The sequence below is a fragment of the Microcoleus sp. Pol14D4 genome (assembly GCF_036701245.1).
GTDB lineage: Bacteria > Cyanobacteriota > Cyanobacteriia > Cyanobacteriales > Microcoleaceae > Microcoleus.
This window is the reverse complement of record NZ_JAUBQM010000013.1, coordinates 1-25,612: the sequence shown is the minus strand read 5'-3', so window position 1 is coordinate 25,612 and position 25,612 is coordinate 1. Positions and strand designations below refer to the sequence as shown.

Annotated in this window: 21 protein-coding genes; 10 read left to right on the top strand and 11 right to left on the bottom strand. The window is 44.0% G+C overall.

Going from position 1 to position 25,612, the window contains the following annotated elements:
• Positions 1-398 precede the first annotated feature (398 nt).
• Together QUA33_RS07800 and QUA33_RS07795 are read right to left on the bottom strand one after the other, a co-directional pair.
• Positions 399-2,297, bottom strand: coding sequence for an ATP-binding protein (locus tag QUA33_RS07800; protein WP_333101040.1), 1,899 nt, complete (start codon positions 2,295-2,297; stop codon positions 399-401).
• Between the two features lie 561 nt (positions 2,298-2,858).
• Positions 2,859-3,086, bottom strand: coding sequence for a type II toxin-antitoxin system CcdA family antitoxin (locus QUA33_RS07795; protein ID WP_333069950.1), 228 nt, complete (start codon positions 3,084-3,086; stop codon positions 2,859-2,861).
• A gap of 327 nt (positions 3,087-3,413) precedes the next feature.
• Between QUA33_RS07795 and lepA the strand changes: the two genes are divergently transcribed.
• From lepA to QUA33_RS07780, 3 genes are all read left to right on the top strand, one after another.
• Complete coding sequence (gene lepA / locus QUA33_RS07790; protein WP_333101039.1) at positions 3,414-5,228, top strand: translation elongation factor 4; 1,815 nt, start codon at positions 3,414-3,416, stop codon at positions 5,226-5,228.
• Between the two features lie 219 nt (positions 5,229-5,447).
• Complete coding sequence (locus QUA33_RS07785; RefSeq protein ID WP_333147832.1) at positions 5,448-5,747, top strand: type II toxin-antitoxin system HigB family toxin; 300 nt, start codon at positions 5,448-5,450, stop codon at positions 5,745-5,747.
• Complete coding sequence (locus QUA33_RS07780; RefSeq protein WP_333147830.1) at positions 5,731-6,135, top strand: transcriptional regulator; 405 nt, start codon at positions 5,731-5,733, stop codon at positions 6,133-6,135. Before QUA33_RS07785 ends, QUA33_RS07780 begins: the two co-directional genes overlap by 17 nt.
• A 119-nt stretch (positions 6,136-6,254) precedes the next feature.
• Here QUA33_RS07780 and QUA33_RS07775 read toward each other — a convergent pair whose 3' ends face one another.
• Genes QUA33_RS07775 through QUA33_RS07755 form a run of 5 tightly spaced genes read right to left on the bottom strand, consistent with a single transcriptional unit; the run spans position 6,255 to position 11,758 of the window.
• Positions 6,255-7,916, bottom strand: a complete 1,662-nt coding sequence (locus QUA33_RS07775; protein WP_333147828.1) for a hypothetical protein — start codon at positions 7,914-7,916, stop codon at positions 6,255-6,257.
• Positions 7,913-9,073 carry a hypothetical protein gene (locus tag QUA33_RS07770; RefSeq protein ID WP_333147826.1) on the bottom strand — a complete coding sequence of 387 codons (1,161 nt, stop codon included), beginning with the start codon at positions 9,071-9,073 and terminating at the stop codon, positions 7,913-7,915. The genes QUA33_RS07775 and QUA33_RS07770 overlap by 4 nt, the downstream gene beginning before the upstream one ends.
• 33 nt (positions 9,074-9,106) lie before the next feature.
• Entirely contained in the window at positions 9,107-9,649 is a 543-nt protein-coding gene (locus QUA33_RS07765; protein WP_333147825.1) for a hypothetical protein, read from the bottom strand.
• Between the two features lie 29 nt (positions 9,650-9,678).
• Positions 9,679-10,977: a hypothetical protein gene (locus tag QUA33_RS07760; protein ID WP_333147823.1), complete on the bottom strand. Its 1,299-nt coding sequence runs from the start codon at positions 10,975-10,977 to the stop codon at positions 9,679-9,681.
• Positions 10,978-10,999: 22 nt separating this feature from the next.
• On the bottom strand, positions 11,000-11,758 hold the full coding sequence (locus QUA33_RS07755; protein ID WP_333147821.1) for a hypothetical protein: 759 nt from the start codon (positions 11,756-11,758) through the stop codon (positions 11,000-11,002).
• A gap of 566 nt (positions 11,759-12,324) precedes the next feature.
• Here QUA33_RS07755 and QUA33_RS07750 point away from each other — a divergent pair.
• Positions 12,325-12,813 (top strand): helix-turn-helix domain-containing protein, encoded by a 489-nt coding sequence (locus tag QUA33_RS07750; protein ID WP_333147819.1) that lies wholly within the window; start codon positions 12,325-12,327, stop codon positions 12,811-12,813.
• A 344-nt stretch (positions 12,814-13,157) separates the two neighbouring features.
• Here QUA33_RS07750 and QUA33_RS07745 read toward each other — a convergent pair whose 3' ends face one another.
• Positions 13,158-13,295, bottom strand: coding sequence for a hypothetical protein (locus tag QUA33_RS07745; protein ID WP_333147817.1), 138 nt, complete (start codon positions 13,293-13,295; stop codon positions 13,158-13,160).
• Positions 13,296-13,699: 404 nt separating this feature from the next.
• Between QUA33_RS07745 and QUA33_RS07740 the strand changes: the two genes are divergently transcribed.
• The gene (locus QUA33_RS07740; RefSeq protein WP_333074146.1) at positions 13,700-14,638 is read left to right on the top strand and encodes a UDP-glucuronic acid decarboxylase family protein; all 939 of its coding nucleotides are present in this window, start codon (positions 13,700-13,702) and stop codon (positions 14,636-14,638) included.
• A gap of 134 nt (positions 14,639-14,772) precedes the next feature.
• Positions 14,773-16,161 (top strand): UDP-glucose/GDP-mannose dehydrogenase family protein, encoded by a 1,389-nt coding sequence (locus QUA33_RS07735; protein ID WP_333147815.1) that lies wholly within the window; start codon positions 14,773-14,775, stop codon positions 16,159-16,161.
• A gap of 105 nt (positions 16,162-16,266) precedes the next feature.
• Here the strand turns inward: QUA33_RS07735 and QUA33_RS07730 are convergent, their stop codons facing one another.
• Positions 16,267-16,737, bottom strand: a complete 471-nt coding sequence (locus QUA33_RS07730) for a hypothetical protein (protein WP_333147813.1) — start codon at positions 16,735-16,737, stop codon at positions 16,267-16,269.
• A 166-nt stretch (positions 16,738-16,903) separates the two neighbouring features.
• Between QUA33_RS07730 and QUA33_RS07725 the strand changes: the two genes are divergently transcribed.
• The 3 genes from QUA33_RS07725 to ppk1 all read left to right on the top strand — a co-directional run bounded on the left by QUA33_RS07725 (position 16,904) and on the right by ppk1 (position 23,753).
• Positions 16,904-17,122 (top strand): helix-turn-helix domain-containing protein, encoded by a 219-nt coding sequence (locus tag QUA33_RS07725; RefSeq protein ID WP_006632503.1) that lies wholly within the window; start codon positions 16,904-16,906, stop codon positions 17,120-17,122.
• 162 nt (positions 17,123-17,284) lie between these two features.
• A complete protein-coding gene (locus QUA33_RS07720) occupies positions 17,285-21,328 on the top strand; it encodes a HEAT repeat domain-containing protein (protein ID WP_333147811.1) in 4,044 nt (1,347 codons plus the stop codon).
• A 241-nt stretch (positions 21,329-21,569) separates the two neighbouring features.
• Positions 21,570-23,753, top strand: a complete 2,184-nt coding sequence (gene ppk1, locus QUA33_RS07715; RefSeq protein ID WP_333147809.1) for a polyphosphate kinase 1 — start codon at positions 21,570-21,572, stop codon at positions 23,751-23,753.
• Between the two features lie 159 nt (positions 23,754-23,912).
• Here ppk1 and QUA33_RS07710 read toward each other — a convergent pair whose 3' ends face one another.
• Complete coding sequence (locus QUA33_RS07710; protein ID WP_015176488.1) at positions 23,913-24,083, bottom strand: hypothetical protein; 171 nt, start codon at positions 24,081-24,083, stop codon at positions 23,913-23,915.
• 202 nt (positions 24,084-24,285) lie between these two features.
• A complete protein-coding gene (locus QUA33_RS07705; RefSeq protein WP_333147807.1) occupies positions 24,286-24,546 on the bottom strand; it encodes a hypothetical protein in 261 nt (86 codons plus the stop codon).
• Between the two features lie 320 nt (positions 24,547-24,866).
• Here QUA33_RS07705 and QUA33_RS07700 point away from each other — a divergent pair, with 320 nt between their 5' ends.
• Complete coding sequence (locus QUA33_RS07700; RefSeq protein ID WP_333095010.1) at positions 24,867-25,418, top strand: DUF2854 domain-containing protein; 552 nt, start codon at positions 24,867-24,869, stop codon at positions 25,416-25,418.
• The last annotated feature ends 194 nt before the right edge of the window (positions 25,419-25,612 follow it).

Here is a 25,612-nt window from a genome sequence, read left to right as displayed (position 1 = left end):
ATTTATGCCAATTCTGGGTGGGGATCGGAAGTGGCGCGGGCGATCGATAGGAGTCCAAAACTCCCAAGGAGGGAGCTTGGCGACGGATAAAAGTCAAAATTTATACGCTGGTGGGCGATCGAACTGTGTTTGTAGGATAATTACCAATTATAGATGACTTTTATTAAGGCAAAAAAACTCACAAATACAGGAATATAGCCATTTTTAAGTGAGTAAGGTACAGTTTTTTAATTGCTAATAAAGCTTTCGAGTGCCTCACGAAATTTGAGAACTGCTAGAGCTGTTTTTTGCTGCTTCCTGATTTTTTCTTGCTTCTTACTTTTTGCTGATTCCTGATTTAGGCTTCCTGATTCCTTCAACGTGCGGAGGAGAAATTATTGATAATTTATTACCGATGATTAATTTTTAAATAGTGGTTCTTGGTAAAGGGGTACAGTAAAAGTAACCGTAGCTCCGAGTCCTTCCCCCATACTGTAAAAATTTACTGTACCTCCCATTGCTTCTACCAGTTTTTGAGAAATAGCCAATCCCAAACCGGTGCCGCCGTATTGTCTGGTACGAGCGCCATCCACCTGAAAAAACGACTCAAATAATTTATCTTGCTTGTCGAGAGAAACCCCAATGCCAGTATCAGCGACTCGAATTTTCACCATTCCGGGGAACTGCTGGTTGTGAACTGTCACCTTTTTCTTAATAACCTCAGCACTGATGCGAATTCCCCCTTCCCCAGTAAATTTAATCGCATTGCCCGTGAGGTTCAAGATTACTTGAAGCAGGCGTTGGTAGTTGCCGTACACAATAATCTCGTCCTCAACAGAAGGTTTTTGGATTTGAAATTGCAATCGCTTTTGCTCGACTTGAACCCGTGTAAAATTCTCAACTTGTTGCAAAAGTTCGCCGAGTTTTACGGGAGCGAGGTCTAACTCCATTTTGCCAGCTTCGATTTTAGCGATATCCAAAATATCGTTAATGACATTGAACAAATGTAATGCCGATCGGTAAGCTTCTTCGATAAATTGGTGCGCTTCTTCGGGGTCATCTGCCATGCCGTCCACAAGCAGTTTTAGGAAGCCGAGGATGCCGTTGAGGGGGGTGCGGAGTTCGTGAGAAGTATTGGCAAGAAATTGACTTTTAAGTTGGGAAAGAGCTACGGCTTCGGCGCGGGCCTGTTCTAATTCTTGGTAAAGTGTAGCGTGGGCGATCGCACTGCCGACTTGAGCGACTAACTCGCGGGCGAATTCGAGTTCGACATGACTCCATTTTGGGGAACTGCCGCAGCGGTGCAAACATATCAGTGCATTGGGTTGGTCTTCATAAAAGGTAGCTGCTACGAGCACGGAATGGCGGTGGAAGGGATCTGCGGCGGGGGAGGCGTAATCGACTGCTACTGGTTTTAAGGTGGCTAAAGTTTGAATCCACCCTGGCTGTTCGGCTGCGCGCAGTTCTAATCCCAGCATAGAAGAGTAAGGTTCTTGGCGGTATTCAGCTACTACTTTAAAAGTTTTCGATTGGAGATTTTCGATTTGAGCTGGGGAAAGCGGGGGCGAGGAGTCCTTAGCTATTGACTGTTGTAATTCGGCTGCTGCTGCGGTCGAATTCTGCTGATTTTCCGAGGCAAGGAAGGGAGAAGTTTCGAGATTTTCGCTGTCTTGTTTGTATGAACAGATGATGCAGCGACTCGCGTTCAAAACTTGACCCAAGCTGTTAACAGTTTGCTGCCAAATTGTTTCTAAATCGAGGGTTTTGTGCAGGTTTTGAGCAATTTGGGAGATGATTTTGCGGTCGATTTCCGAGTAGGAAGGGAGAACTCGACCGGGGATGTGGCTCGCTGGAAGCGACATTGGTGGGCGGGCGTCCGATGGGGATGGCAAAGCTGGATAAAGCATAAATTCTGGGGAGTCGGGCCGTCTGTCTGTGGGTTTGTCAGACAGCAGCCTTCCCATAACTAAGACTTTTGCAGCTTTGCCGTTTGAGTCGATCGCCGGAGTAAGTGTCAAATCGAAGAGGAAATATTGTCCGGCGTGGCAAAATGGATAGCTGAACCGTTGCGGTACGAGGGTTTCGAGCGCCCGCTGCAGGATATCGAGGTAAGGCGCAGGGGGGATGGGTTGCAGGGTTTCGCTGAGGGGGCGATCGACAATTTGTTCTGCTGTAAGGTTGTACTGTTCGGCTTTTTGCCAATAAAAAGATAGATATTTACCAGAGCCGTCTTGGGTAAATACTAATTCTGCCCCTAACTCTTGAAAAAAGGCTGTAGAGGCGAGGCTCGATCGCCGGAAATCTGTGTTAGAGTCCATCAGAGTAGGGGATGAAAGTAGTTCTGATTTGGGAGTATTGAGTTTTTAATAAAGAACTCAATACTCCCCAGTGTTTGGGGCTTCTACTGTTAATTGGTGAGTTATTAATCCAAAAAGTTCTTGGCTTTTTAATTAAAACATTAATCGCTCAACACTCACACTTTGCAAAAATTTTATGCTTCTACTATTGACTTTTGAGTGATTAATGAACTCATAAAATATTAATTATTTAATTCTGAACTCAACTCAAAACTCAACACTATTCGTTCTCAGCCGTTTTGGGTAATTAAGAAATAAAAATTTAGATTGAGGAATTAGGAATCTGCACCGATTAACTATCTAGTTTGAAAATTACGCCAAAATCTGAGGCTGCCAACAGCTCAACTCTGGGACTGGCTCAGGCATTTTTTCTGTCACCTTGAATAGTTCCGAGGTTGTCAGTTAGCCGAGTTAACTCGCCCACAACCTGTAGGTTTCGTCACGAAATCTGCAGGAGATAGTCCGCGCGCTCTAAATTTCACAGCCTGCTGATTTGCGCGCGCCGTCTGGGGCGAGAGCAGCTCAGTCGTTCCATTCACCACGCGGCGGGACTGGGGGGTTGCGGCGTAAACTCAGAGCCAGCTCGTCTTCGCGGCGCTCGCCTCTGAGCCACTGCTTGATTGCTGTTTCAATGACTTTGCTGGGGTCATTCGTCAAGTGCTTAATTTGGTCTAGCAGTTCCGAATCTATATGGATAGATAGTTCCACTTTTTCTGACGAACTGTGGGAGGGTATACTTGGCTGGCTCATAGTTAAAAAATCCTAGTTTTAATTCTTAAGTTTCAATTCTTTTCATGACAACCGACTGGACTAGATATTTGCAGTCCCTGATTTGCACCCCACCTTTCCTCAACCGCTTAACAGCTTTCTGTACAATGAGACAGAGAAAAGTTTTTTCCTTTTGGGTGTCCGACCGAACCCGGACACTTGAATGGTAATAACTGATACTCTTGAGGTTTGTCTCTGTTGTGGTTTCATCTCAATCCCCAGTAAGAGGTTGAAGTAAGCACTCTACTCTTGCTTGTGTAATCATACAACAAAAAGTATCCTTTGCCGATTAGCTCTTCGATAAAAAACATGACTAACGTCCCTGTATCTCGCATTCGTAATTTTTCGATTATTGCTCACATCGACCACGGAAAATCGACCTTGGCCGATCGCCTGTTGCAGGCGACTGGGACTGTGCAGGCACGGGAGATGAAGGAGCAGTTTTTAGACAATATGGATCTCGAACGCGAACGCGGCATTACGATTAAGCTGCAAGCGGCTCGGATGAATTACACTGCCAAGGACGGTCAGGAGTACGTGCTCAACCTGATCGACACTCCCGGACACGTGGACTTTTCTTACGAGGTGTCGCGATCGCTCGCTGCTTGCGAAGGGGCGCTGCTGGTGGTTGACGCATCTCAAGGCGTGGAAGCACAAACCTTGGCAAATGTCTACCTTGCCTTGGGAAATAATTTGGAAATTATTCCAGTTTTAAATAAAATTGACCTGCCGGGAGCAGAACCGGAACGGGTAAAAGGGGAAATTGAAGAAATTATCGGTCTGGACTGTAGCGGGGCGATTGAGGCTTCGGCTAAGGAAGGAATTGGTATAGATGAGATTTTGGAGTCGATCGTCGAATTGGTGCCAGCGCCGCAGGATACTGTGGACAAACCGCTGCGGGCGCTAATTTTTGATAGTTATTACGACCCTTATCGCGGGGTAATTGTGTATTTCCGGGTGATGGACGGAAGTGTCAAAAAGGGCGATCGAGTTTTGTTGATGATTTCGGGTAAGGAATATGTCATCGATGAATTGGGCATCCTTTCACCGACTCAAGTTCAAGTAGACGAACTGCACGCCGGGGAAGTTGGTTATCTGGCTGCGGCAATTAAAGCCGTAGCTGATGCTCGCGTCGGCGATACGATTACTTTGGTCAAAAAGCCTGCACCGGAGCCTTGGCCGGGTTATACAGAAGCAAAACCGATGGTTTTTTGCGGCTTGTTCCCGATCGATGCTGACCAATTTCCAGATTTGCGGGAAGCTTTAGAAAAACTCAAACTCAACGATGCGGCCCTTTCTTACGAACCGGAAACTTCGAGTGCGATGGGATTTGGTTTTCGCTGCGGTTTCTTGGGTTTGCTGCACATGGAAATTGTGCAAGAAAGACTGGAGAGAGAATACAATCTGGATTTGATTGTTACGGCTCCTTCGGTGGTTTATCAAATCACAACAATTAAAGGGGAAGTGTTAACAATTGACAATCCCAGCCACTTGCCAGAGCCTCAGTATCGCGAGAAAATTGAGGAACCTTATGTGCGGGTAGAAATGCTGTCGCCAGAAACTTATGTGGGCGCGCTGATGGAACTGTCTCAAAGTCGGCGGGGCATTTTTATGGATATGAAGTATCTCAGTCAAGGCCGAACTACGCTGGTTTACGAGTTGCCTTTGGCGGAGGTGGTGACTGACTTTTTCGATCAGATGAAATCGCGATCGCGCGGTTATGCGAGCATGGAGTATCACATAATTGGCTACCGCGAAAATCCGTTGGTGAAAATGGACATTTTAATTAATGGCGATCCGGTTGATGCTTTGGCGATGATCGTACACCGGGATAAGGCTTACAATGTGGGCCGCGGGTTGACGGAAAAACTCAAGGAGTTGATTCCCCGCCATCAATTTAAGGTGCCGATTCAAGCGACAATTGGCGCTAAGGTGATTGCTTCGGAGCACATTCCGGCTTTGCGGAAAGATGTGTTGGCGAAGTGTTACGGCGGTGATATTTCGCGGAAGAAGAAGTTGCTGCAAAAGCAGGCGAAGGGTAAGAAGCGGATGAAGTCTGTGGGTACTGTGGATGTGCCGCAGGAGGCTTTTATGGCTGTGCTGAAGCTCGATCGGGATTCGTAATCTGTGTGGCTTTTTGTCAGGAACAGGCAAGATGCCTGTTCCACAAAGAGTCTGTTTTTTTGTCGGTTCTAGGAACAGGCTTTCCGGTCTGTTCCACAAATGGGGTTCTAGGAACAGGCTTTCGGGCCTATTCTACCTTTTGCAGATTAAGGGCGATCGCTCTTGACCAAAGAAATTGGTTGAGCTAAACTAAAACTTAGTTTAAATTGCGTATAGTAGATGCACATAATCAGCTACAAACGGGTGCGTGAATATAGCGAAACTCATGCTGATTGCGGGGAAGCTTTGGATAACTGGTTTAAAATTGCTAGCAAGGCTAAATGGTCTAACTTAATTGAGGTACAATCTGTTTTTCCTAAAGCCGAAGCAGTTGGGGGGTTTACAGTTTTTAATATCAAAGGTAATAATTATCGATTAATCGTTAGTATGGATTATGAAAGCCAATTAATTTATATCAAATATATTCTCACCCATGCTGAGTATGATAAGGAGAAATGGAAAAATGACCCTTACTTTTAATCCAGATAAATACAAAGAGTTATTGTCTCTGTATCAACCTAAAATAATTAGAAATGAAGCGGATAATGAGAAGGCTCTGGCTATTGTGCAAGAGTTAATGCACCGGGGCGATCGCACTCCTGAAGAAAATGAGTTATATGAATTGCTGATTGCATTGATTGAAAAATTTGAGCAGGAATATTACGCACCAGGAACAACAGCAACGCCTCATTCAATACTGCTGTTTTTGATGGAACAAAGAGAGTTACAACCTGCTGACTTAGTGGGAGTTATTGGATCTGAAAAAAGAGTGTATGAAGTGGTTAATGGCGATCGAGATATTAGCAAAGAGCTGGCATTGATTCTGGGGAGTTTTTTTCATGTAGAGCCGAGTTTGTTTTGTAATTAAGGGAAGTGAGATCGTTTCCGTTTAATTCGGAATTGTATCTGATGAACTTCTTTTGAGCAAGTAGTTTGATTGTTTGTATTTAAAATAAGGGCGATCGCTCTTCAATCAGCATGACACCACTACACGCGAAACTCTTTAACCAATCCAAGAGCATAATCTACGGCTGCTTTTACAGCCCTTGAAGCCTTGGGGGAAATCGCATCTTTGAGTAAGCCATCAATGTGCTTTAGAAGTTCACTTTCAAAATCAATCCAGAAAAGAGCTTTATTGTTGTTCAACCATAGTAAAGCTGTTCTATTACCCGTATATTGGAGAGAACGCCAAGACACCCCTGGATTATCATTTCCCTGTTTTTGAGATGATTTATCATTAATCTCATAACCAATTCTTGTTCTTCCTTGAGCATCCTTATAAGGTCGAATAGTAATATCATCCTGTGGAATGGCAGGAAGATGAGCGTATATTTCTTTGGTGACAGCATCAATTCCTGGGCTGAGAGAAATCATCGTTTGCCAAACCGATTTATTCTTTTCCCATCTTGCAGTATCTACAACCGCAGGAGTAATTTCTATTAAACCAACACCAAACTCACGAAGAATCTCACCTGCATCTCCCAACTGGCCAACAGGTAAACGGTGAGTTTCATCTAAAAAAACTGCTACTTTTTCTCTACGCTTGCCAGCTTTATTTTTCGGTAATTTTGGTCCGATTTCTAAAATTTGATTCAACAAAGAATCCCAGAAAAGAACGCCAACACTCTCTGAACTAGGCTTGGCTAGGGGCTGGCTTACAATCACCAGTGAGCGATTGTAGAGTATGTCATCAATTATTAACTCGACAAGTGGCTGACCATCCAGACCTTGATTATGCGGTTCACTGTAATACAGTACATCTTCGTCTTTTTCTATTTCATTAGCCAGTCTGTTTATCCCGGAACGAGTTCCCACATACTCATCTTTCAGCATTCTGAAAAAATTTGATGTTTCCAGTCTATGCTTGATGTCTTTAATTTTTGTGAAATCTGCCTTGCCTGTCGAATCAAGTCCCTTTACCTCTCCCATAAGATTAATCAGCTTAGTAATATTTTTTTCTACTTCACTGGGATACCTGAGAAAGTAAACTAATTTTCTCAGCGTACACTTTTTCGGATCGTTTTTCGTATCCATCTGCATATACTCAATCAGCAGGCTGGCAATTTCAACGGCGTTGTCAATAAACAACTGCATATCGCCACCTACTTGAATTAGCCGACGTATCGCTTGTAAAAAACTATCTCTGTCTGATTTATCCCTTAAATATGGCAGAGAATTAAACCAACAGTTTCCTCTAGGCCAGCGATATGCAGGTCTGTTAGATCTCTTCTGCAAATACAAAGCTAAATTTGTAAAGGCAGCACCTTCGGCATAACCGTTTTGACCACCCTTAGCCTCACCGATAACGACTGTTCCAAAATTCTCTAGTACACCAGCTATTAGCCTGTAAGTTAGAGTCGTTTTACCACTTCCAATGGCTCCACCAATTAAAATGTGATTCGTGATTAAATCAGCAGGTAGCCACACGGGAAACCTGCAAAGATAATCAGGTCGATCGGAGGCAAATCCAAGAAAGATTACACCTTGGTCTGAATGGAGGTTCCTGTAGTTAGTCGGGTCTTTTAAAGCATTACACAAATCCTCATTAACTAGCTTACCCTCAAGACAGTCAAACGCTTGATCCAAAGGATAGGATAAAAAATCGACGATTTCGCCATGAGAAAGTTCAATTTCAATGTAATCAATCATGGTTCTGTACTCCCGTATCTTTTAGCTCGTGTCTTCATAAGATCGTGAAGTTTTTCGTTAAAATTCACTTTAGCGTAAGCCCCACGTCCATCTTTTCCTAAATCACCTTTCAAACCGCCTAATATTGCAAGTTCCTGTTGGATAAAACGCAACATATCACGGTTCGCTTTCTCATCGCCTACCAAGGCCTCTGCAAGTGCTTTTAGAACTGTCTCTTCACTTCTAATCATTGCCAAAGTTATTTGATGTGCCTGCGCGTACATTCCCTCACCTGTGATTTGATATTTAGATGCCATATACTCAAGCTCAGTTTCATTTATGAGCTTTTGGCGCATTTGTGCATCATTAGTTTGAGCATAAGCTACACTTGCTTCAAGGGCTTGTAAGTTCTCTTGGCTTTCTAGTTCAAGCCTTCTGTACTCTTTTTTATCGTTTATTTTGATGCGATCTAGAAGTCTGTTAACTTTAGATTCATTTTCAGTGTTTCTGAGTTTATTATATAAGCCACAAATGTTTGCAATGAACTGACGCTCCTCTGCCTCTTGATCCTTGATAGCATTGCTGAAGTCGTCATATAATTTGACGCAGCGAGTATCCTGAATTATTTTTTCATACCAAATGACTCTTATTGCTAAAAGTAACATAAATACACTTCCAGTAACAAACCACCATTGTAAGTTTGATACTTTTAATGATAATGAAATAAAAATTACGAATCCAAACAGCAGCGAGACGGCGTAAAGTACATTAGACAGCAGTAGAGCTACTTCATCAGGATCTAAAGTCTTCACTAATTGAGAAGTAACGGTATTGGATTGCAAGAGTTTTTTTATATTCCAAACTAGCAAGAAAGGGCCTGGTAAAAAAATCCGATATAGCCAATAGCTGTTTTCATACCTTTGACGAGCATTTTTTACCTTATCAAGAACAATCACAACCTGATCCATTTTTTCTTCACGATAAATTTGCTCAATCATTTTCTTCAAGCCAGAAGGAGTAGACCCCTGAATCATCTGTTCACCATTTGGTTTGAAGGGTTGATTTATAGAGCCTTGTTCTATCGGCTGGTTCGAGACATTCGGATTTACAGACCCCATGTGATTAATAGACTGATTAGCTTTTGGTGGTATTGCTTGATTTTCGTCAGCGTTCCGCATATTTATCACCGTTTGTATATTGCAACTCGATGCTTAACCGTATTTCATTTCACTATGGCTTTCTGATGCTGATTCAGTTTCCGATTTGCTATATTCAGACTCAGATTCAGTTTCCGATTCGCTGAGTTCACATTCAGAGTGTTCTTCGGGAGATTTAAGGGTTAAGGTCCCAGCTTCCAAGCGACTCTCAAGATCCTTCATATACTCACTAACGTACTCACCTTCTTCGCTTTCAGGTTCAGGATCGGGAGAACCTGAAGATTTTGCCATACTTTCTGCGTTTAAGCTGGTCTCTAGCTCGTTATCTCTTTTCTCTCTTTGTTCAGATTCTCTTTCGCCTCCCCTTGTCTCTAATTGTTCCTCCAACTCAAGTGTCTTAGAAATTTTGGGGAGCGATTCATACCGTTTTTGTGCTTCTGACTTTTGTTGTTCAACAATGGAATAATTGGGTTTTTGGGTCTGTATATCAGGGGAAGGAGGAGCTACACCACCTGCACCTGACGCTAGAAGAGTAACAGCATCCACAAATGCGGCTACTTTTTCAAAGTTAGTGCTTTTTTCATTATTCGATGACATAGTTTTTACTCCTATTAGTTGACAATTTTTTATCGATTGGTTAGATTTTCTGAACCTTCCTGGCCAGAAGTAAATTTTTCCTGAACGGGAATGCTTGGACTGTGTAGCTTTCCATTATTGGTAATTTCAATATTGGGACTAGGGTCATCAATATCACTGTAGTCTTTACCTTGCCTAGCCCAAATTGAGAGATTCTCAATTCCCTGGTGAAACTTCTCAATTAATTTATTGGGTCTGAGAAGTTGCTCAAGCGCTTGATTCTTTTCTTTCAAGTATGCTATCTCTTTCTGGCAGTTAGCTAACAATATTTTATTCATGTCTCTCCGAGCAATAGCTTTACCCAGGGCTATTTTTTTCTCAGAGTTAACTCGATAAGTTCTGCCTTTAGCAATGGCAAACATGATATTTATGAAAGCAAAGATACTTACACCAAAAAGAATTTCAAATTTCTGCTCACCCGTCAGAGCCGCTAGTGGTTCGGGAACACCTGTACTTAAGTTGATATTGTTGCTTCTTGCTAAATCAATTAGTGGCGGTACGGTAGCATACCCAATTAAAGCTTCTAACAGCCAAATGATAAAAAACAAGAATGTATCACTATCAACTCTTAAATCAGTTCCTACTACAATTTTGATCAAGCCTGTCAAAATAGGAATAGGAAATATAAGTTTGGTCAACTTTGTGATCGCCGGAAAACAAGCTCGATAAATTTTATCAAATTTAGTCTGGCTTGTTTTTCCTTCCTCTGTCTCTTCTAGTAACTGATTATTTTCTTGATTATGCTGTTTATTCTTATCCTGAGAAACTATCCAGTTAGTCACTGTAGCTGAAGTCAGCCAAACAAGTGATATTCCACATAAAATACTAACTATAACGCTCGGCGTATATTGGAGGTTATTCAAGTCAGAAATAGTGAAAATGCTGAATAAAGAAAGAACTGGTACTACACTGAGTCCTATTTTCAGCGTCCAATCAAAGAAAGTGTTAAAAAATGACCAAGGCGGGAGAGACCAAAAGCCTATACTAAATCTTCCAAATCTCACGCCAGGAAAAATGATTGGAGTGTCTCGTTCCCAAAAACGAAGTGCTGCTGTTGTAGCAGCCACTTCAATTTCTGCATCTTTTAACAACTTATGTAGTTTTTGTAAATCCTCCTCTCTAGTCTTCAGATTTTTTTGTAATAGCAGTTGTTCTTTGCACTTTGGGAGCAACTTTGACAACAAGATAAAATAGAGTTCTGGATCGTTTCTCCTCAACCAGTGACGAATATCGTCCGGAAATTGGCTGTTGAGATTTTTGTCAATTTCTGCTTCATCGGAGTTGGGCATGATCTGTCAAATATAAATTCAGCTAGTTTAACTTTAAGACATCAGTGTGGATTTTCTTGAGGTGGTTAAGCGTTTGTGGAACGCTTGTAGCTGGAGACTCAGCCTTTCTATTCCCATCCTTATTGAACTGTTGAAAGGCTGTAGCGACCTGATTGGCAGCTCCGTCATTCACGCCAAATAAAATAATTTTTTCTACTTTTTCTTTGTCTGATTGAGCTAATTGATCCATTCCAGCTTGAATTTTGGGAAAGGCTCGATTTACCTCAGCGAGGTTCCAAGGAGCTTGAATCAAAACAATTATTTTTTCTGGGTATTTAGATGCCGCATCCTTTAAGTAAGGTGCAAGGTTTGCGAGAGATTCTGCACTAGCCTTACAGGTTATTTCCCCATTTGCTATTCTAGTGAGTGCTTTGTCCGCTTCCCCAGTTACAGCTTGAATTGATACTGGTTTTTCATCGGGCAATTCAGTACCAGGAGTGGGAAATTCAGGCGTGTCTTTTTCACAAAACTTGGCGATTGTGTAGCGGTTTCCTGGAACAATAATTTGTGCTTTTTTATCAACCTTGCCTTTAGCTTGGGTTAAAAATGCTGTGGCTTGTGTAACTTGCTCTTGATTAATGGGTGACAGAACGATGTAAAAATGATACTTGGTTGTTGGTGGAGGAGGTTCTGGTTTTGGACAACCTGTCAGCGTTAGACAAATGCCAGATAAAATTAAGCCTTGAGAAATGACTTTCTTCCCACATTTACTGAGTATTTCTGCCTTAATTATGAATACCATCTGTAGTCCTTTATACTAAATTTTTAAGAAAGTAGAAAAATGAACTTTTTACGAGCTTCAGATTGGTTATGAATCTATTTGGCAATTACCACCAAAATTGGATTCATACCAATGACTCGATTCCATGTACTATTTCATCCCTACTGCCTATATTGCCTACCTTCGCCTTTCACCCAGCAAAAGTCTTGCATAGCAAAGCTTTCGCCGATCGCACTCACAAACACGAACTCCTTCCCAACAAGGCCTGTTGCAGCCTCCTGTTTATATATCTGGGCAAATCCAGAAAATTATGCAAAAACCCAGAAAATAAATTAAAAAAATTACTACCTGTGCCAGAGACTAGACTCAAAGCGAGAAATTTACGAAAGTTCAGCCTTACTCCCCTGTCCGATCGCTAACTGTAGTCAGTAATAGCTCAAAAGCGCTCCCACCAACTTTTTGACTTGTAACTTGTACCCTTTGCGCTTTAGCCTTTACTTATCATACGCTAGCTGAGTCTGGCAATAAGCTGATACTCATCAGGAGTTATGTTAGAATTTCATCAGGAAATTTAGAGACACCCATCTATGGCATCCACAAACGATCGCTTCGTCGAGGCAGAAAGTCGCTGGGACTTAAAAACTCTGTACTCGGACTTGGCCGCGGTTAAGGGAAAGCCTCTCACCCCCGTAGAAAAGCTGCATCTGCGGGGGTTGCTTTGTGGCTACAGTCCCGCTGAAATCGCCGAAAAGCTGCAAAAGAATCCCAAGGGTGTTGAAACTGACCTCTGTGCCACTATTTATAAATACGTTAAAGCCTTTGTGGGTAAAGGCATTGAAAAGATAGAAAACTGGAGAAATATTGCTGAATGGCTTGAGGATGCTGGATATAAAACTAAGCCACCTGCTAAATTACCTATTCAAAACGGTTTATCTGAAAATAGTAAAGTTAATGTAAGCAATATAACGTTTGAGAACAATCAAATAACAATTGATGTTTTCCTACAAATAACTGTACCGCTACCTTCAGAACTATCAATACAAAATCTAGACATCAACGATAACAACGGTAACTAAAATTTTGCCACAATTCAACAGATTGGTAGCGTGAAGCGACTAAAATCAGGAAGCGCGATCGCCCTTACAGACTAAATCAACAACCCCAGCGATAACATTAATATTACTATTAGGTCAAATATTTACATCATTAGCGGCCCTAACGGTTCAGGCAAAACTACAGTTTTCCCGAGATTATTACCAAATTTTTATTTTGAGAATGTTTTGAATATGTCAATGCAGATGCGCGGCCGGAATGTCCCCATTCCATCCAGAGTCAGTTGCATATCCTCGCAAGACGCTTAATGATACAAAGACTGCGAACTTTATCAGACTCTGGCACCGACTTCGCCTTCGATACAACTTTAGCCGATCGTAACTTTGCTCAATTCTTGAGAAACTGTAAAACTAAAGGCTAGACAATCAACCTGATTTAGTTCTGGCTGGAATCTCCAGAAATTCCAATTGAACGAGTGCCACGCAGGGTTGAAAGTGGCAGACATTCTTTTCCCGAAATCGACATAATTTCTCTCATATTGCTTTTCAGATAAATCGACCCGGGTTTTTTCAAATAAGCCCGTGAAGCGCACCTATCGCCTAGGGCATCGCCCAACCTCAAAGCGAAGTCATCAAGTAACCAATAACCAATAACAAATAACATAACTAATGTCAAGAGTGTTTTTTCGGAAATATTAAAGCTTCAATAAAAATTGCTACCAACATTTGCGAATTATAGCACTTTCTTCCAAGTATTTGACAATGCTAAGTTAATTAAAGATTTTATAAAAGTGACTCATAAGTCTTTACATTGGCGATCGCAATTTTGTTATTCTATTAGAAAGTTTCATTCGAGCGACTGAATTTTTGTACTCCAGTCCTACCCCTAAACAGAACGGCAGTTTCCACAATGAGAATTTTAGTCACAGGCGGTGCGGGTTTCCTCGGTTCTCACCTAATCGATCGCTTAATGGCCCAAGGACATGAGGTAGTCTGTTTGGATAATTTTTACACCGGGACTAAACGCAATATCCTTAAATGGCTGGACAACCCGTATTTTGAGTTGATCCGCCACGACATCACGGAACCGATTCGGTTAGAGGTAGATCAGATTTACCATCTGGCCTGTCCTGCTTCCCCCATACACTATCAGTACAACCCTGTCAAGACAATTAAAACAAACGTCATCGGCACGATGAATATGTTGGGATTGGCCAAACGGGTAAAAGCAAGATTCTTTCTCGCTTCGACTTCCGAAGTGTACGGAGATCCTGATGTCCATCCGCAAACAGAAGATTATCGCGGCAACGTTAATTGTATAGGAATTCGCAGTTGTTATGACGAAGGCAAACGAGTAGCTGAAACCTTATCTTTTGATTACCACCGTCAAAATGGGGTAGACATTCGAGTTGTGCGAATCTTCAATACCTACGGTCCCCGGATGTTGGAAAATGACGGCAGAGTAGTGAGCAATTTTATTGCTCAAGCTTTGCGAAACCAACCGCTGACTGTATACGGCGACGGTTCCCAAACACGTAGTTTTTGCTACGTTTCTGATTTGGTGGAAGGATTTATTCGTTTGATGAATAGCGACCAAATCGGGCCGATGAATTTGGGAAATCCAGGCGAATACACTATCTTGGAACTGGCAGAAAAAATTCAAAATATGATTAATCCAGGGGCAGAGATTATCTTTAAACCGCTGCCGGAAGACGATCCAAAACAGCGACAACCGGATATTACTCGTGCTAAAAGTTGGTTGGGGTGGGAGCCAACTGTGCCGCTGGATAAAGGTTTAGAGTTGACTGTAAAGGATTTCCGCGATCGCATCGAGGGAAACCAAAAGTAGAGACTGGGAGAGGGGGAGAATGGGAGAGTGGGGGAGAGAAAAAATCTTCCTTATTCCCAATTCCCAATTCCCGATTCCCAATTCCCAATTCCCAATTCCTACCTGATTTATTTACTAGCTTTGAGGAGATTTCTATGCAAGTTTGTGTCATCGGTACAGGATATGTTGGCTTAGTCACCGGCACTTGCTTGGCCCACATCGGCCACCACGTGATTTGCGTAGACAACAACGAAGAAAAAGTTAAATTAATGAAGTCCGGACAGTCGCCTATTTTTGAACCCGGACTGTCTGAATTAATGTCCTCTGCATCTGCGTCGGGCAATCTAGAATTTACTTCGGACTTAGCAGCAGGAGTGGCTCACGGAGACATTTTGTTTATTGCGGTGGGGACGCCTCCTTTGCCTACTGGGGAAAGCGATACTCGCTACGTGGAAGCGGTTGCTCGTGGAATTGGAGCTCACCTCGACGGCGATTACAAAGTAATCGTAAACAAATCGACAGTGCCCATCGGTTCGGGAGATTGGGTACGAAGAATTGTACTAGATGGTTTAGCAGAACGTCAAAAGCCTCAAAACGGTGACGGGGTTACTGGTGAGGAAGTAGCAGCAAAAACTGGTGTTCAATTTGATGTAGTTAGCAACCCGGAGTTTTTGCGGGAGGGCTGTGCTGTTTTCGATACTTTTAATCCCGATCGCATTGTTCTCGGCAGCAACTCTCGGCGGGCTATGGATATGATGCTACAGTTATACCGGCCGATTGTCGATCGCAAGTTTGCAGAAAATCCGTCTTTGCCGGAGGTTCCGGTGGTGATGACTGATATCAGTTCAGCGGAGATGATTAAGTACGCAGCTAATGCTTTTTTGGCTACGAAGATTAGCTTTATTAATGAAGTTGCTAATATTTGCGATCGCGTCGGTGCAGATGTTAGTCAAGTTGCCCGAGGTATCGGCTTAGATTCGCGGATTGGCAACAAGTTTCTGCAAGCGGGCATTGGTTGGGGCGGTTCTTGTTTCCCCAAAGATGTCTCGGCTTTAGTTCACACTGCTGACGATTACGGCTACGAGGCGCATTTGCTGAAAGCGGCGGTGGAAGTTAACGAACGCCAGCGGTTGATTGCTATTGAAAAGTTGCAACAAGTTTTGAAGATTCTCAAAGGTAAAACTGTCGGACTTTTGGGTTTAACTTTCAAGCCGGATACTGACGATTTGCGAGATGCTCCAGCGCTAAATTTAATCGAGAATTTGAATCGGTTGGGAGCGAAAGTTAAAGCTTACGATCCGATTGTTTCTCAAACAGGGATGCGTCACGGTTTGTCGGGAGTTTTGGTAGAAACCGATCCGGAAAGACTGGCCGACGGTTGCGATGCTTTGGTGTTGGTGACTGACTGGGAACAGTTTCGCAATTTAGATTACGATAAAATGGCGAAGTTGATGAATCATCCGGTGATGATTGATGGCCGCAATTTCCTAGACAAGAAGGCTTTAGAAACGGCTGGTTTCCAATATGTGGGGATTGGAAGGTAAAGAAGAGTTTTGAGTAGAATCTCTATTTCGTAGGGTGCGCCGAAGCGCACCTTACATTGATCTTGCTGGTGGCCAACAATCGCGGGTTTACTCGCCCCTACTGCTTTAAAAATTCTCCATCAATGTTTTTTCTTGAGCGTAAACATCTCGTAGCTGTTGCAGCGCTGAAGCAGAAATTACCGATTTAACTGTAGCGACTAATTTACCCCATTCAAGCAAGCTGTCAACTGAAACAGCCGTTTTGAAGTTGTACGTATAGAATTTAGTCCAAAAATCTGGTGCTTGTGTCCGTTTCCAGCGTTTGTACCAGGCGACAAAATCTTGAGCGCAGGGCGGTTTTACTTCTAAGATTGGGGGGAAATCAGCGTAGCTGACAAATCGACTGAGGCCTTTAGCATGAACGTACACCACGTTGTGGCAGCAATCGATCCGGTATATCTGTTCGGGTGAGATGTTGAACAGGAGTGCCACTGTTTCTTCGGTGACAAATCTCGATCGCGGATTGACGATCGACGATTTGTGAATAATTTTTGATGCGCCGATCGTTGACGATCTTAACTGATTTTCTGATATCATTGTAGTTGCATCTGGTGGTAGTAGGTAAATCTATCTCTGCTAAGTGCGATCGACAGAAATTATCTGTCGGGATTAATTTTAACTGGCGATCGTCTTTAGTTTGCAGACCGGGGGCGATCGCTTTTTGATATATTATACTAAATCCAAAATTTTGTAAATAGTGAATATGAGCAAAGGCTTAGTCAGATTGCGGGTTCGAGAGTTGGCTGCCGAGAAGGGATGGACGCTCAAAGAGGTTGCGGAGCGATCGGGCGTGGGCTACAGTACCATTAGCAATTATGCCCGTTCTCAGGGGATGGCAATGGTTGACTTTGCAGCAGTCCACAAGCTGGCTCGAACTTTTGATGTGATGATTGAGGATTTCGTGGTAATCCTAGAAAAGTAGTTGAAAGTTTTGCCTAAATTCAATGTTTCAGCGATCGACTTTTGATGTGGCGATCGAAGTTTTGATGTGATGATTTCAGCATAGGTCGATCGCCCGCAACCAAAGTCGATCGCCTATCATTGAAATAACCCGCTTGCAGCCCGAAATTAGGAGAACCGTCAAATGCTAAATGCTTTGCTATTGGGAGGTCTTCTCAAGGTCGCTTTCGATGGGATAGTGGGCGCTCAAGCCAATGATGCACTCAAGCACCTCTGTTTGACGGGAATAAAAAAAAATTCACGAAACGGAAAAATTGTCAACCACGATTTAGAAAAAGCGCTGAAAACTTCTTTCCTGAAAGCTCAGCAACAAATCGCATCAGAATGCAAACAGGAAATCGATCCAAAAAATGCGGCTAACCGAGAGAGTTTTGCCTATTCGCTGCAAGAGAGGCGGCGGGATTTTGATTGGTTGAAACGAAAGCTCGAAAAGCTCAAATTAGAATTAGAACAGGTTGATAAAGAAACAGTCTCCTCTGGGATTCCCATTGCAGGTTTAGATGAGATAGAATTGCTGCTGACTGCCGCAGATGAGTTAAAACAGAATCAGGTTGAAGAAGTCAAGCCAAAACTGCTGGAAGTCGCCCTGGAAAATTGCGATGTCGCACCCTACAAGACTAAGTTAGAGCAAGAATTGTTTACCTTGGTATCTGTATACTTTGCTCGGGAAATCAAGGACAATGACAAAGTTTTTCATTTTTTTACGGGGCAGAGTTTAACCCGGATTGATGGCAGAACCCAAGAGATGTATGCTTGGCTTGAGGAGATAGTTGAAAAAAGCCGGATTGTTTATGTGCCGATTGATTGGCAAGCTATTTGCCAGCAGATATTAGAGGATAAAGAACAGCAGCGGCTTAGTAGCAATCAGCTAACTTTTGGCAACCATGAAATAGATGATGTTTATGTGCCGCTGGGATTGGTGGAACGGCAGAAAGTGACTCAGCGACGCGAGGATGTTGCGGCTGAGGAAGGTTCGGATTTGTACCGGGAAAAGGAAGTTACCCAAAAATTTGAACACAGCGAGTTTCTTGAGCAAGTTATCCAGCAAGGAAGTATCCCTAAAAGCAATGGTAAGCGGTTAGGAATTATTGGGGAACCAGGGGCGGGGAAAACAATGCTGTTGCGGCAGATTGCGAATTGGGTAGCGGCGGGCATTTCCGAGGCGATTGTAATTTGGGTATCCTTGGCGGATTTGCAGGGGAAGGAATTAGAGCCGTATTTATTTGATAATTGGCTGTTGGCGGCTATTAAGAGAATTGGGAAGGCTGAGGCGACTGCGGAAATTAAGGATGATTTTTTAGCACAGTTTAATGCTGAGCGCGTTTGGTTGGTGTTGGATGGGGCGGATGAGATGGCGGTAGCAGATCGCAATCCTTTGGCGGAAATTCTGCAGCAAATTAGAACTGGCGGCTGTATTCAAAAGGCGCGAATTGTGCTAAGTTGTCGGCAGAATGTCTGGGATGCGATCGGCTCTGCGTTGGATACTTTTGATACTTATCGTACTCTGGAGTTTTCCTATCCCGAACAGGTGGAAATGTTTATCGATAAATGGTTTGGAACCCCCCCTAACCCCCCCTTGGTAAGGGGGGGGACAAGAGATGATGGGGAGCAGACAAGAGAAGATGAAACTCTTGCTCCCCCCTTAGCAAGGGGGGCTGGGGGGGATCTTTCTCAACAGCTACGCGAAGCATTAGATGAAACTCTTGCTCCCCCCTTAGCAAGGGGGGCTGGGGGGGTTCTCGCTCAACAGCTACGGGAAGCATTAGCAGCATCCGGGAAAGAGCGAATTCGAGATTTAGTGAAAAATCCCCTGAGATGTTCGCTATTGTGTGGCACTTGGCAATCCTTGGATGGAGATTTGCCGGATACTAAGGCTAAGCTTTATCAGCGGTTTGTGACTACTTTGTATCAGTGGAAAAAACCGCTCCTGAATTGGATTCAGCAGCAGGAATTGAATGCGGCTTTGGGGAAATTGGCCCTCTCAGGGATGTTAAATGAAACGGATCGGTTTCAGTTGCCCGAAAGTGTGGCATATCGGGTGATGGGTGAATTCCATTTTGAGTTAGCTTGTCGTTTGGGTTGGCTGAATTTAGTGGCGAGGGATGCGGAGACGGCGGAGGGGATTTATGCTTTTTACCATTTGACGTTTCAGGAATATTTTGCGGCGTTGGCGGTTGAGGATTGGCACTTTTTCTTGAATCATATTCCTAAGAATCCGCAACATCCTGATGCTAGGTATCGCATTTTTGAGAAGCAGTGGCAAGAGGTGATTTTGCTGTGGTTGGGGCGGGAGGAAGTAGAGAAAGAGGAGAAGGAAGCGTTTATTAAGGCGTTGGTTAAGTTTAAGGTTAGGTGGGATAAATTTTATGGATATCGGGCGTATTTTCTAGCGGCTGCGGGGATTGCTGAGTTTAAAGATTGTAGTCTTGCTGATGAGATTGTGTCGCAGATTGTTATTTGGGGATTTGGTTATTTTAATAAGCAAAAACAGGATTGGCGGACATTTCTAGATCCAATTGTCGATAGAGCAAGGGAAGTTCTGAAAGAGACGGATCGGGAAAAGGCGGGTTCCGCTTTAGTCGAGTTAATCCGCAATTCAGGTGATGAATATACCCGGAGGCGAGCGACAAAAAGCTTAGGGGAAATAGGCAAATATCACCCAGAAACTATCTCCGCTTTAGTCGAGTTAATCGGTACTTCTCAAGATGAACATACCCGGTGTGTAGCGGCAGAGAGCTTAGGGAAAATAGAAAAAAATCACCCAGTTGCGATCGCCACTTTAGTCGAGTTACTCCGCAAGTCAGTTGAGAAAAAGACCGGGAGGCTAGCAGCGTATAGCTTAGGGGAAATAGGCAAAGATAGCCCAGAAGCGATTGCAGCTTTAGTAGAACTAATCCGCACTTCAGATCATAACCATTTCTACCCGCATTTCTCTCGGCATAACGTACCTACCTGTATAATATTGGCATATAGCTTAGTGAAAATAGGGAAAAATAATCCAGTTGCGATCGCCGCTTTAGTCGAGTTAATCCGCACTTCAGATAATAAAGTTACTCAAGGGCGAGCAGCAGAAATTTTAGGTAGGATAGACAAAGATAACCCGGTAGCGGTCGAAACTTTATTGGAGTCAATCCGCAACTACCGTCCTAAAGATACTCGTTATCAAGCAGCAGAAAAATTAGCAAGAATCGGCAAAAATAACCCTGTTGCGATCGCTGCTTTAGTCGAGTTAATAAGCACTTCCCGCAATCAAGTTACCCGGTGGCGAGCGGCAGAATGCTTAGGGAAAATAGATAAAGATAACCCAGTTGCAATCAGCGCTTTAGTCGAGTTAAGCCGCAATTCCAATGAAAGAACCCGGTGGTCAGCGGCAGATAGCTTAGGTAAAATAGGCAAAAATAACCCAGTTGCGATCGCCGCTTTAGTCGAGTTAATCCGCAATTCCGGTGCTGAAAGTACCCGGTGTCAAGCGATAAAAAGCTTAGGGGCAATAGGCAAAAATAACCCAGAGGCAATCTCCGCTTTAGTGGAGTTGCTCGGTACTTCTCAAAGTGAATATACCCGGCTTCAAGCGGCAGAAAGCTTAGGAAAAATAGACAACAATAACCCAGTTACACTCTCCGCTTTAGTCGAGTTGCTTGGCACTTCTCAGAATGCCTATCATCTGTGGGAATTGGGAAATAAATTAGAGAAAATCGGCAAAGATAACCCAGTGACGGTCGCCGCTTTCATCGAGTTAATCCGCACTTCAGGTGATGAACAGACCCGGCTTCAAGCGGCAGAATATTTGGGAGAAATAGACAAAAATCACCCAGTTGCGATCGCCACTTTAGTCGATTTAATCGGCAACTCAGCTAACCCAGATACCCGGTGTCGAGCGGCATCTAGCTTAGGGAAAATAGAGAAATATTATCCAGTTGCGATCGCGACTTTAATAGAGTTGATTCCTAATTATCACCCTGAATATTCTATTTTTGACCCGGCAGATAGCTTACTGCAAATTATGAAAGGTAAACACTTCGCCACCGCAGTCTCAGGTTTGAAAAATCGCCTAACTTCGGAAATCTACAAAAATGATTTTGGTCGGAATGAAAGATGTCACGAAGTCATCTGGGAGTGTGCCGAAAATATGACTTACCCAGAATTTTATCAAGCATGGCACGCTTAACCCACCCCTGCAATTGCCGTTAACAGGTTTTCCGCGAAATCAAGAGGACTTGCCGAATGCGGTACAGAATTGGATGGGAGGGATGGGTTCGCAATCCAGGGGTCGGACAGGGCAATGCCGTTTCCCTACAGGTATTACAAGAACGCACGATCGACCAAAAGCAGATGCGAACAAATCCTTTAACCTACAATACTATTTCTAGAGATGCCATCACCGAGCCTCCCAAAGAGTCCCTCAAACCATGCCCAAGCCAAAAAAGACCCCCGCCAAAACCTACACTGAAATCAACCTCAGCGATCCTCAATATTACTTCAACCGAGAACAAAGCTGGCTAGAATTCAACAACCGGGTGCTCCACGAAGCCCTCGACCCCCGCACGCCCCTCCTAGAAAGACTTAAATTTCTCGCTATTTTTAGCTCCAACCTAGACGAATATTTTATGGTGCGCGTGGGCGCCCTCAAACAACAAGTACACGCAAAAGTCAGCAAATTGACCTCCGACGGCAGCACGCCCCAACAACAGCTAGATGCCATTAACAAGCGGCTTTTGCCAATGGTTACTCAGCAGCACTCCTATTTTGAGCAGACCCTGCGGCCGAAACTAGCAGCAAGCGAAATCTACATTCTCGACTACATTGACCTCAATCAAGAACAGCGCAATTACTTGCACCGCTACTTCAAAGAACAAGTATTTCCCGTACTCACTCCCCTAGCAGTTGACCCCAGCCACCCATTCCCCTACCTTTCCAATCTCAGCCTCAATCTAGCAGTAGTAGTCAGAGACCCCGACACGCGGGAAGAATTATTTGCCCGCGTCAAAGTACCGCAGGTTTTGCCGAGGTTTTTGCCACTACCGGGGGATTTGCAGTGGCAGCAGAGGGGTAAATCTCCTGTTTGGACTGGCGTGCCCCTCGAACAGGTGATTGCCCACAATTTAGAAGCTTTGTTTCCGGGGATGGACGTTGAGGAATATCACCCGTTTCGCATTACTCGCAATTCCGATTTGACGGTGGAGGAAGATGAGGCAGAGGATTTGCTGCTGGCAATAGAACAGGAGCTCCGCAAGCGCCGGTTTGGAGGTTCTGCGGTGCGGATGGAAATTCAAGCGATTATGCCGCCTGCGCTGCGAGATATGCTGATGGAGGAGCTGGATCTGGGAGAGCAAGATGTTTACGTCGTAGAGGGGCTGCTAGGCCTCAAGGATTTGATGTCTTTTGTGGGGTTGCCGGTGCCGGAACTGAAAGACCCGCCTTGGACTCCAGTTGTGCCGCCACGCTTGCGGAACTCGGAATCGGCAAGGATTTTAGACAAATCGAGGTTGGATGCTGAAGAGGGCGAGGATATTTTCACCACCATCCGGCAGGGGGATTTGATGCTGCACCATCCCTATCACTCGTTTGCTGCGACGGTACAGCGGTTTATTACTGAGGCGGCGCACGATCGCTCCGTTTTAGCAATTAAGATGACTTTATACCGCACTTCTGGAGATTCGCCGATCGTCAGCGCCTTAATTCAAGCAGCGGAAAACGGCAAGCAGGTAGCCGTTTTAGTGGAGCTCAAAGCTAGGTTTGACGAAGAAAATAACATTAATTGGGCTCGCAAGTTAGAACAAGCTGGAGTTCACGTAGTTTACGGTTTGGTGGGACTCAAAACCCACACCAAAATTGTGATGGTAGTGCGTCGCGAGGACGGGTACATCCGCCGCTACGTCCACATCGGCACCGGCAATTACAATCCCAAAACAGCCGGATTGTATACCGATGTGGGTTTGTTGAGTTGTCGCGAGGATTTGGGATCGGATTTGGCGGATTTGTTTAATTATTTGACTGGTTATTCGCGCCAGGTATCTTATCGCAAATTATTGGTGGCGCCTGTCAATATGCGCGATCGGTTTTTAGCTTTAATCCGCCGCGAGGCAGAATTTTGCCGGTTGCAGACCGAAGGCGGCAGCGGTAGCTGTGGCCGCATTGTCGCTAAAATGAACGCTTTAGTTGACCCTCAAATCATTGTTGCTTTGTACGAAGCTTCGCAAGCGGGAGTTAAAATTGATTTGATTATTCGGGGGATTTGCTGTTTGCGTCCCGGCGTTGAAGGTGTTAGCGAAAATATCCGAGTTATCAGTATTATCGGCCGCTTTTTAGAGCATTCTCGGATGTTTTATTTTTACAACGGTGGCGACGAAGAGGTGTATATTGGTTCTGCCGACTGGATGCAGCGCAATCTCACCAGACGGGTTGAGGCGATCGTTCAGGTGGAAGACCCGACAATTGCCAAGGAATTGCAAGAAATTTTGGGGGTAATGCTGGCTGACAACCGCCAAGCTTGGGATTTGCAGCCGGGAGGACACTACTCTCAGCGGCGGCCGCCTGCTAATTGCCCGGAAGTGAGTTCTCAGCAAATTTTGATGGATATGGTTTTGAATTAATCATTAGGAATGGGGAATGGGGAATGGGGCATTGGTTATTAGCTATCTGTTATTGGTTATTAGCTATCTGTTATTGGTTATTAGCTATTAGTCAACAGTCAACAGTCAACAGTCAACAATGCCCCATGCCCCATGCCCCATTCCCAATGCCCAATGGCCCTAACTGTTAAAAGTACGCTTGAATTCTTCTAATAGATCGTCAATTTCTTCGATCGCCTGACTCACATCTATTCTCAGGGCTCCCAAGTCCGATCGATCTAACAGCCGCACGAGAGATTCCCGCTTGCTCTCGATCTCTGCTACGCGCTCTTTGATTGTTTGTGCATCCATGGTTTTTTGCCTTTGCTACTATTAACAAAAATATTTGACATTCCCCCCTGCGAACAGACGGAGATTCTTAATTCACCGACATACCTTTTTGGGCAAATCCTTCACTGTTTTTATATGGGAAGTGATGAACCTGCTCAGGGTTTTTTGGTCTGTGTTATAGTTTGATTGTACATCAAAACTTCAGCCAAACTCCAGCCACATTTTAGCGTAAAAAAGGCGGACGTTTGCTATCTGCGGGTTTATTTTTCATCATTCCAGCTAAAAATCGCTTCAGGGCCTTCTCCCGGTTTTTCATAAAAGCAGCCCAAAATCCCGGTTGATATTCATCCATCGTCTTGGCTAGGGCCCAGACATCGATCGCTAAGATATTATAAAGCCTTTCATCTTCGCGTTTGAGCGAGTTAATCTGCTCCAAAACCGCCTTGTTTGCTCCAGCAGTTTGTTTGTCTTCGTCTTTAATCATGTCCGAAAAATGGTTGAAAGGGCAAGAGTGTCGATCGCGATCGCCACTCTGTATACTTTGATGATACTGCCGATCTCGATTGCCTTCTGGAACCAACGCCGCGCAATTAACACGGATATTTACCGATGGCGTGCCCGGGCGAGTCCGGCAGGATAAGCTTCTGAACCTAGAGACAAGACTGTGGATGCACACCGCTCCCGCGCTCATAGATGCTAGCAGTTTTTGCAGGTCTTTTGGCAAAAAAACTAAATTTATTCAAGACTTTTTGACAGATAATAATTAAAGTATATTATTTCTGTCCGACTACTTACCTCACTAATATGTTACGCAAAATTTCTTTAGCAAACCTAGCCTTAGTTGTTGGCGGTATTATAGCAGCAGTCGGTTTCGGAGCCTACTTCACAGACAGACCTACCCTGAACCTAGCCGGTTTTTTTTATGGAATTCCGCTGTTGCTGGGAGGTTTGGCCTTGAAAGCGGCCGAACTCGAACCAGTGGATTTCACCGAACCTACCTCTGCTGAAGTTCTCCTGCTGCGAGAAAGTCAGGCCACAGATACTCAAAACCAAGTCCGCAAAGATGTCACTCGATTTCGCTACGGCCAACAAGCGCACTTAGATGATGCTTTGGAGCGCCTGGGCCTTGCCCCGACAGACGAGGAACGGCCGCTCCTGCAAGGGTTGCGGGAAGTTAATGTGGATGGTGCTTATGGGTTAATTCTAGAGTTTTATTCGCCGCTAATGCCGATCGAAGTCTGGGAAGAAAAGCAAGACAAAATAGCTACTTTTTTTGGGCCAGGTTTGCGCGCACAAGTGAGTCAAAAGGCTGGTGACAAAATTGAAGTGGCTCTAATTAAAAATACTCAAGCTTAAAGTAGTCTTAAGTTTTGAGTGCGTGAATTTTGAAGTCATCAATTAAACATTAATCTTGCATCAGCTTAGATACTGATTTTAGCGGCAGCTTGAAACCTGTCGCTATCAACATAAACTGTAATTGCTCAACTAGGGGAAAAAAGGGAGCCATGAAGAGAGAGGGCTTTTTGAATAGCTTGATAAGCAGTTAAGCC